Below are 6564 nucleotides of genomic sequence, written 5' to 3' on the forward strand. Positions count from 1 at the left end.
GGGTGGGACCATGACCATTATTTCCGCCAGGCTTCTGCTGGGCGCCTGCTTGCTGTTGTTCGCCCCGGCGCTTCATGCCTCAGACCCTCCGTCGCGCGCTGCCGCGATCGCGGCGGCCGATGCGGCTGCTGGTCTTCCGGCAGCGCCGGCCGAAACTTCGGCCTGTGCCGCTCCGCCCGCGCCGGGCCAGAAGCTGGCGGGTGACATGAAGCTGGGCGAAGAGGGGCATAGCATCACGCTCGCCAATTCCGGGGGCGGTGACGCGCTGGTCAAGATCCGCCACACCGGAACCGGAAAGCTGGCCGCCAGCTATTTCATCCGCGCGCAGGAAGAACTTGCGATCGAGGGCGTTCCCGATGGCACCTATATGATCCAATATGCGTTTGGGCCGGCATTGGCCGCAGACTGCAAGTCCTTCACGCGGATCATCAAGGCGAACCAGATGCCAGACGCGGATGTGTTGAAGACGGTCGTGATCGACGATGAAGACCATACCGAGGTCAAGCGCTCGAGCATCTCCTATGCGCTGTCGGTATCCGAGACGGCTAACGTCAAGCCGGTGTCTATCGACGCTGCGGCCTTCAACGCCGAATGAACATGCAGACGCCCATCGGCTATCCACCGCCTACGTTGGTGCGGCGCCGATCGGCCTGGAGCAAGCTGCGTCTGCCGCTTGCCATCCTTGTCGTCGTCGCGGCTGCGGCGATCGGGGCGCTGTTCCTGATGCCATCTCCGAAGGCGCCTTCGGTGCGCCATGCCGACGCCAACCAGCCTGTAGCACCGCTCGTCCGTCCCCCGGCCCCCAAGGTTGCCGAGGTTGCGTCCCCGGTCGTGATCGACATACCCCGTCCCGATATCGCCACCGCAACCAAGCCTTTCGACGGCCGCAAGGCCAATCACTGGCATTATGTGCCCCGGCTCGGCGATGGTCCCGGCGTGATCTACAGCCGAACCGGAAAGGGCTGGGACTATGCGATGGCGTGCACCCCTGCCGCCTCCACGATCGAGATCATCGCGGTAGGGACCGGGTCTCCCGGCACCTTCGATCGCCAGTCGATCGGCGTCGGCAAGGTCAAGCTGATGATGGACGCGACCTATTCGCCCGACGGCGGCGGTACGATCAGCACCCGACTTCCGGCGAGCCATCCCTTCTTCAAGGCGCTGGACGGCTCGGCGCCGATGGAGATCCAGCTGTACGAAACGCGCAAGACGCTCATCCCGGTCGATCCCGAGGTGGTTCGTCTCGTCAGGCAGTGCCGCGATCGCGGCTGAGCCGCCTGCGGGGTTTCCAAGCCGGCCGCTATCCGCCATGGACCGGGCTATGGCTTTTTCCACAGATCGTTCCTGCGCAGCTGTCGTCGCTGCCCTGTTGCTGGCCTCCTGTTCGGGCGATGGCGCCGTCAGGCCCGTGCCCGCGCCGGTCGCGCCACCGGCTCAACCGACCGCGCCTCCACCGGCGCCCCGGTCTGCCGATTGGCGTGACTGGCCGATCGCCCCCGGTAATTGGCGCTATGAACCCGGCACGATGGCGTCGATCGCGCGCTATGCCGACACATCTGGTGTACAGTTCGCGGTGCGGTGCGACGTCGCCAGCCGCCGGGTGACGCTGATGCGGTCGGGCTCCGCCACCGAGATGCAGTTTTTTACGACGAGCCGCACGGCGCGCTTTCCGACTGGCCACCTTGAACTGGACGGGCGCCCGATGTCTGGGGTCGTCCTGAACGGCATGGACGCCTTTTTGGATGCCATGGCCTTCAGCAGGGGGCGGGTGGCGGTCGCTTCGCCGGGCCTTGAGGGGCTGGCGGTTCCTGCCTGGGCAGAGCCGGCGCGAGTGATCGAGGATTGCCGAAAATAACATGCATTACAAGGCTTGTTCATGGGGCCGGCTTCGCGGATGGTAGGGGCCTCGGCAACAAGCGAAAGGAGGTGATCCGATGTCTCATGGTTCAGCATGGAGGTCGGTTCTGTCCGTTCGGGGGACGCGCTTCTAAAGCGCGGTTGGTCTCCCGGGCCGGCACTTCCGGCCGCTGACCATGTTAGGGGTTGCCGGGGCCATGCTCCGGCAACTCTTTTCATTTTCGGCGCGTTGCACGCGCGATGCGGGCCTGCCAGAGCATCAGCAACGGCACCACTACCAGTTCCATGATCAGGGCAGCGCGATGCGTCCCGCCGGGCGGCCCCGCCTCGATCCAGCCCAGCGCACGCCCCAGCCCGCCCATGACGACGATCGCCCCCAAGAGACGGAAGCGAGCGCCATGCGTTTCGATACGAGGCACGCTGCAGAGGAAGATCAGTCCAATCATCGCCAGCAGTCCCGATAAATATCGGAAATGGCTGGATATATCTTGCGGTGCAGCAATGTCGCCGACCATTGAGGGCCCAAGGATCATGCCCGCTACCCCCGCGCCGATCGGTACCAGCGATCCCAGCGCGACGGCAACCTGCAGGAGGCGGCGTTCGAGCTTCATTCGCGTTCCAGCAGCTCGTCCTGAATCCGCGTCGCATGCACCGCGATCCGAACTTCGTGGAGGAACATGCCGAGCCCTCCCGTCAGCAGCAACATCGCGAGAATGAAGACCACCGACATGGCGTGACCGACCGCCAGGTCGAGCAGCACCGCAATGAACAGCCCGGCGATGACGATGCAGATCAGCACTGCGCTTATGGTGCAGAGGATCAGCGCGCGGTTGGCCCAGCGCATACGCTCGTCGATCCAGCGCAACTGCTGAACCTGGTGCTTGTGGCGCGGATCGTCTCGAGGTGTGAAATTCTGCTCGATCCAGCGCGACCGGTCGACCACCCGGCCGAGGCGGCCGGTGAGCATGTTGAGAATCGCGCCGATGGCGGTCAGCAGAAAGCAGGGCGCCATTGCCAGCTGAATGGTGTGCGCGATGTCGTTCAGCGCGAACGGGGTGGGGTCCATCCCCTGATCCTGGGCCACGAATGCAAGTGGTACAAGAGTGCAGCTCCCCGAAAAATCGCAGATAAGTGCGTCAATTGCATTGATTGCAAAAATTGCACCTAGCAGTGACTTTTATTCAATTGCCTTCGCACCTGCACATAGGAATGGTGCATCGCACAAACAAAGAGGATCCGCTGGCAAACTCGAAGGGAGATTGTGATGAAGAAGTTCGCTGCACTCGCAATTCTGGCCTCGATCGCCGCACCGGCGATGGCCGAAAGCTTCACCCGTGACGGGATCACCTATGACTACACCGTCAAGACCGTCGGTGAGTCGACCGTGATCAAGGGCAAGATCGTCAACAGCGGCGAGGCCTTCCGCCTCCGCGTCAAGAATGACCGCGTCTCGGGTCTGGTCGGCGTGTGGCCGGTCAGCTTCAAGGCCGACGCTCCGGTCATGACCGCCCAGGCCGGCGGTTCCGCGGTCCTCGCCGCGAACTGATCCTTCCGGATCGCACCGAATAGGGGGGAGGCGGGCGACCGCCTCCCCTTTTTCGTATCGCTCAGCTGGCCTTCAGCGAATTGGCGTTGACTCCCATCGACTGGAGGTAGCGCTTCACGTTGCGCGCCGCCTGACGGATGCGCTGCTCGTTCTCGACCATGGCGATCCGCACGAAGCCTTCGCCATCTTCGCCATAGCCGACGCCCGGCGCGACAGCGACGCCCGCATGGGTCAGCAGCTGCTTCGAGAATTCGAGGCTGCCGAGATGCGCGACCGCCGGCGGAAGCGGCGCCCAGCAGAACATCGAGGCGCGGGGCGAGGGAATTTCCCAGCCGGCGCGGGCGAAGCTTTCGACCATCACGTCGCGGCGCTTCTTGTAGAGCTCACGATTCTTCTCGACGATGTCCTGCGGCCCGTTGATCGCGGCGACAGCGGCCGCCTGGATCGGCGTGAAGGCGCCATAGTCGAGATAGGATTTGACGCGGGTCAGTGCCGAGATGAGCGTCTTGTTGCCCACGGCAAAGCCCATCCGCCAGCCGGCCATGCTGTAGGTCTTCGACATTGAGGTGAACTCGACGGCCACGTCCTTGGCGCCCGGCACCTGCAGGATCGAAGGCGTCGGCACGCCGTCATAATAGAGTTCCGAATAGGCCAGGTCTGAGAGCACCCAGATCTTATGTTCCTTCGCCCAGGCGACCAGCCGCTCGTAGAAGGCGAGGTCGACGACTTCGGCGGTCGGGTTGGACGGATAGCCGACCACCAGAACCGACGGCTTGGGCACGGTGAACTTCACCGCGCGGTCGAGCGCTTCCCAATAACGTTCGTCGGGCGTCGTCGGCACCGAACGGATCGTCGCGCCCGCGATGATGAAGCCGAATGTGTGGATCGGATAGCTGGGGTTGGGTGCCAGCACCACGTCGCCCGGTGCGGTGATCGCCTGGGCGAGGTTGGCGAGGCCCTCCTTCGAGCCCAGCGTCACGACGACCTCGCTGTCGGCGTCGAGCTCGACCCCGAAACGGCGCTGATAATAACCCGCCTGCGCGCGGCGCAGACCGGGAATACCCTTCGACGCTGAATAGCCATGGGCGTCGGGCTTGCGCGCAACTTCGCACAGCTTCTCGATCACATGCTCGGGCGGCGGCAGGTCGGGATTGCCCATGCCCAGGTCGATGATGTCCTCGCCCCGCGCTCGCGCCGCTGCCCGCATCGCATTGACTTCGGCGATGACATAAGGCGGCAAACGCTTGATGCGGTAGAATTCCTCGGACATTTCATTTCCTTCGGGTTTCGGACTTGGCGAGCTGGGATAGTTCCCCCATGGTCGCCACCGCGACCTATACAGAGTCTGCGCGGCGATTGCAGGCGGGATCGTTAAAAAAGCTGAGGCTGGGAGCTGACATGGCGGACAAGGACGGCGGACCGGGCGAAGGGCAGGGCACGATGCCGACCCTGGCCGAACTTCAGCACTGGACCGGGGTGATCGGCCAGGCCCAGCAGATGATGCTGGAGCAGATGGCCGAGACGATGGCCACGCTGCCCGAAGAAATGCGCCTGCCGCAGCCGCCGTCCCCGCTTTTCGCCGACCCCGCCAAGCTCGCCGACCAGCAGAGCGAGTTGATCAAGGCCGGCCTCGGGCTGTTCGGCCAGATGCTCGAGGGCAATCCCGGCGTCCAGGCCGCACGCGACCGCCGCTTCAAGGCGGATCAATGGCGCGCCTCGCCGATCTTTGCGGTTATCGCCGATGCCTATGTGATGCTCTGCGACGCGTGGCTGAAGGGCGTCGACGCGATCGAGGGGCTCGAGCCGCGCCAGCGTGAGCAACTGCGCTTCGCGGTAAAGTCCGCAGCCGATGCGCTATCGCCTTCCAATTTCCCGCTGACCAACCCGCTCGTGCTCGAACGGATCATCGAGACGCGGGGAGAAAATCTGCTGCGCGGGATCGAGCATATGATGGCCGACATGGGCCGCGGCCAGCTGACCCACAGCAATCCCGAAGCCTTCGAGGTGGGGCGCAACATCGCTGCCACGCCGGGCAAGGTGGTGTATGAAACGCCGCTCTATCAGCTGATCCAATATGATCCCGTCGGCGAGAGCGTGCTGCGGACCCCGCTGCTGATCTTCCCGCCCTGGATCAACCGCTTCTACATCCTCGACCTCAACCCGAAGAACAGCTTCATCCGCTGGGCGGTGGAGCAGGGGCTGACCGTCTTCGTCGTGTCGTGGAAGTCGGCCGACGAGACGATGGTCGACGTGACGATGGACGATTATGTCGTGCGCGGTCAGGTCGACGCGATCGACGTCGTCCGTGACCTGCTCGGGGTCGAGAAGGTCCATACGATCGGCTATTGCGTCGCCGGCACCGCGCTCGCCATGACGCTCGCCTATCTCGCGGCGACCGGCAAGGCCGACAGCGTCGCCAGCGCGACCTTCTTCACCGCTCAGGTCGATTTCAGCGAAGCGGGCGATCTTCAGCTGTTCGTCGACGACGAACAACTCGCTCTGATCGACAGCCTGACCCAGGGGTCGGGCGTCCTCGACGGCCGCTACATGGCTGCGACCTTCAACCTGCTGCGCGGCCGCGACCTGATCTGGCATTATGTCGTCCAGAACTATCTGCTGGGCGAGGACTATCCGGCTTTCGACCTGCTCCACTGGAATGGCGACACCACCAACCTGCCGGCCAAATGGCACCGCGCCTATCTGCAGGATCTCTATCGCGACAACCGGCTGGTCCAGCCTGACAGCGTCACGGTCGACGGCGTGCCGATCGACCTGCGCAGGATCAAGACCCCGGCCTACATCCAGGCCGGTCGCGAGGACCATATCGCGCCGATGCAGAGCGTCTGGAAATTGATGGACCATCTGTCGGGGCCGAAGCGCTTCGTGCTGGCGGGATCAGGCCATATCGCGGGGGTCGTCAACCCGCCGGCGGCGCGCAAATATCAATATTGGACCTGCGACGAGGTTGCGCCTTCGCTCGACGCATTCGAGCAGGTGGCGAAAGAAACGCCGGGCAGCTGGTGGCCGGACTGGCAGGACTGGATTCGCGCGCTCGATTCGGTGGAGGTGCCGGTGGATGGGGCTCGCGTTCCGGGGCAGGGTGCCCGTCCGGCAATCGAGGACGCGCCCGGTCGTTATGTGCGCACGCGTTAGCGCAACTG

8 protein-coding genes are annotated in these 6564 nt (G+C 64.2%); 5 read left to right on the top strand and 3 right to left on the bottom strand.

Annotated elements, in window-relative coordinates:
• The 3 genes from KAY22_RS22535 to KAY22_RS22545 all read left to right on the top strand — a co-directional run.
• The coding region (locus tag KAY22_RS22535) for a hypothetical protein (protein ID WP_366514136.1) at positions 1-595 on the top strand (595 nt) is incomplete at its 5' end.
• A gap of 2 nt (positions 596-597) precedes the next feature.
• The gene (locus KAY22_RS22540) at positions 598-1272 is read left to right on the top strand and encodes a hypothetical protein (RefSeq protein ID WP_296625422.1); all 675 of its coding nucleotides are present in this window, start codon (positions 598-600) and stop codon (positions 1270-1272) included.
• Between the two features lie 49 nt (positions 1273-1321).
• Positions 1322-1855 (top strand): hypothetical protein, encoded by a 534-nt coding sequence (locus KAY22_RS22545; RefSeq protein ID WP_296625423.1) that lies wholly within the window; start codon positions 1322-1324, stop codon positions 1853-1855.
• A 217-nt stretch (positions 1856-2072) separates the two neighbouring features.
• On the opposite strand, the gene KAY22_RS22550 is transcribed toward KAY22_RS22545, so the two are convergent.
• Positions 2073-2468, bottom strand: a complete 396-nt coding sequence (locus tag KAY22_RS22550) for a DUF4345 domain-containing protein (protein ID WP_296625424.1) — start codon at positions 2466-2468, stop codon at positions 2073-2075.
• Positions 2465-2923 (bottom strand): DUF2721 domain-containing protein, encoded by a 459-nt coding sequence (locus tag KAY22_RS22555; RefSeq protein WP_296625425.1) that lies wholly within the window; start codon positions 2921-2923, stop codon positions 2465-2467. Before KAY22_RS22555 ends, KAY22_RS22550 begins: the two co-directional genes overlap by 4 nt.
• Before the next feature lie 198 nt (positions 2924-3121).
• Between KAY22_RS22555 and KAY22_RS22560 the strand changes: the two genes are divergently transcribed.
• Positions 3122-3403, top strand: a complete 282-nt coding sequence (locus tag KAY22_RS22560) for a hypothetical protein (RefSeq protein WP_296625426.1) — start codon at positions 3122-3124, stop codon at positions 3401-3403.
• Positions 3404-3464: 61 nt separating this feature from the next.
• Here the strand turns inward: KAY22_RS22560 and KAY22_RS22565 are convergent, their stop codons facing one another.
• Positions 3465-4673 carry an LL-diaminopimelate aminotransferase gene (locus KAY22_RS22565; RefSeq protein ID WP_296625427.1) on the bottom strand — a complete coding sequence of 403 codons (1209 nt, stop codon included), beginning with the start codon at positions 4671-4673 and terminating at the stop codon, positions 3465-3467.
• Between the two features lie 128 nt (positions 4674-4801).
• Here KAY22_RS22565 and phaC point away from each other — a divergent pair, with 128 nt between their 5' ends.
• Entirely contained in the window at positions 4802-6556 is a 1755-nt protein-coding gene (gene phaC, locus KAY22_RS22570) for a class I poly(R)-hydroxyalkanoic acid synthase (protein WP_296625428.1), read from the top strand.
• The last annotated feature ends 8 nt before the right edge of the window (positions 6557-6564 follow it).

Origin of the sequence: Rhizorhabdus sp. (genome assembly GCF_018006725.1) — a bacterium.
GTDB lineage: Bacteria > Pseudomonadota > Alphaproteobacteria > Sphingomonadales > Sphingomonadaceae > Rhizorhabdus.

What these genes read in the sequence shown, in the direction of transcription:
- KAY22_RS22550 (WP_296625424.1), bottom strand. Translation starts at nt 2,468, where the DNA reads ATGAAGCTCGAACGCCGCCTCCTGCAGGTTGCCGTCGCGCTGGGATCG.
- KAY22_RS22565 (WP_296625427.1), bottom strand. Translation starts at nt 4,673, where the DNA reads ATGTCCGAGGAATTCTACCGCATCAAGCGTTTGCCGCCTTATGTCATC.
- KAY22_RS22560 (WP_296625426.1), top strand. Translation starts at nt 3,122, where the DNA reads ATGAAGAAGTTCGCTGCACTCGCAATTCTGGCCTCGATCGCCGCACCG.
- phaC (WP_296625428.1), top strand. Translation starts at nt 4,802, where the DNA reads ATGGCGGACAAGGACGGCGGACCGGGCGAAGGGCAGGGCACGATGCCG.
- KAY22_RS22540 (WP_296625422.1), top strand. Translation starts at nt 598, where the DNA reads ATGCAGACGCCCATCGGCTATCCACCGCCTACGTTGGTGCGGCGCCGA.
- KAY22_RS22555 (WP_296625425.1), bottom strand. Translation starts at nt 2,923, where the DNA reads ATGGACCCCACCCCGTTCGCGCTGAACGACATCGCGCACACCATTCAG.
- KAY22_RS22545 (WP_296625423.1), top strand. Translation starts at nt 1,322, where the DNA reads ATGGCTTTTTCCACAGATCGTTCCTGCGCAGCTGTCGTCGCTGCCCTG.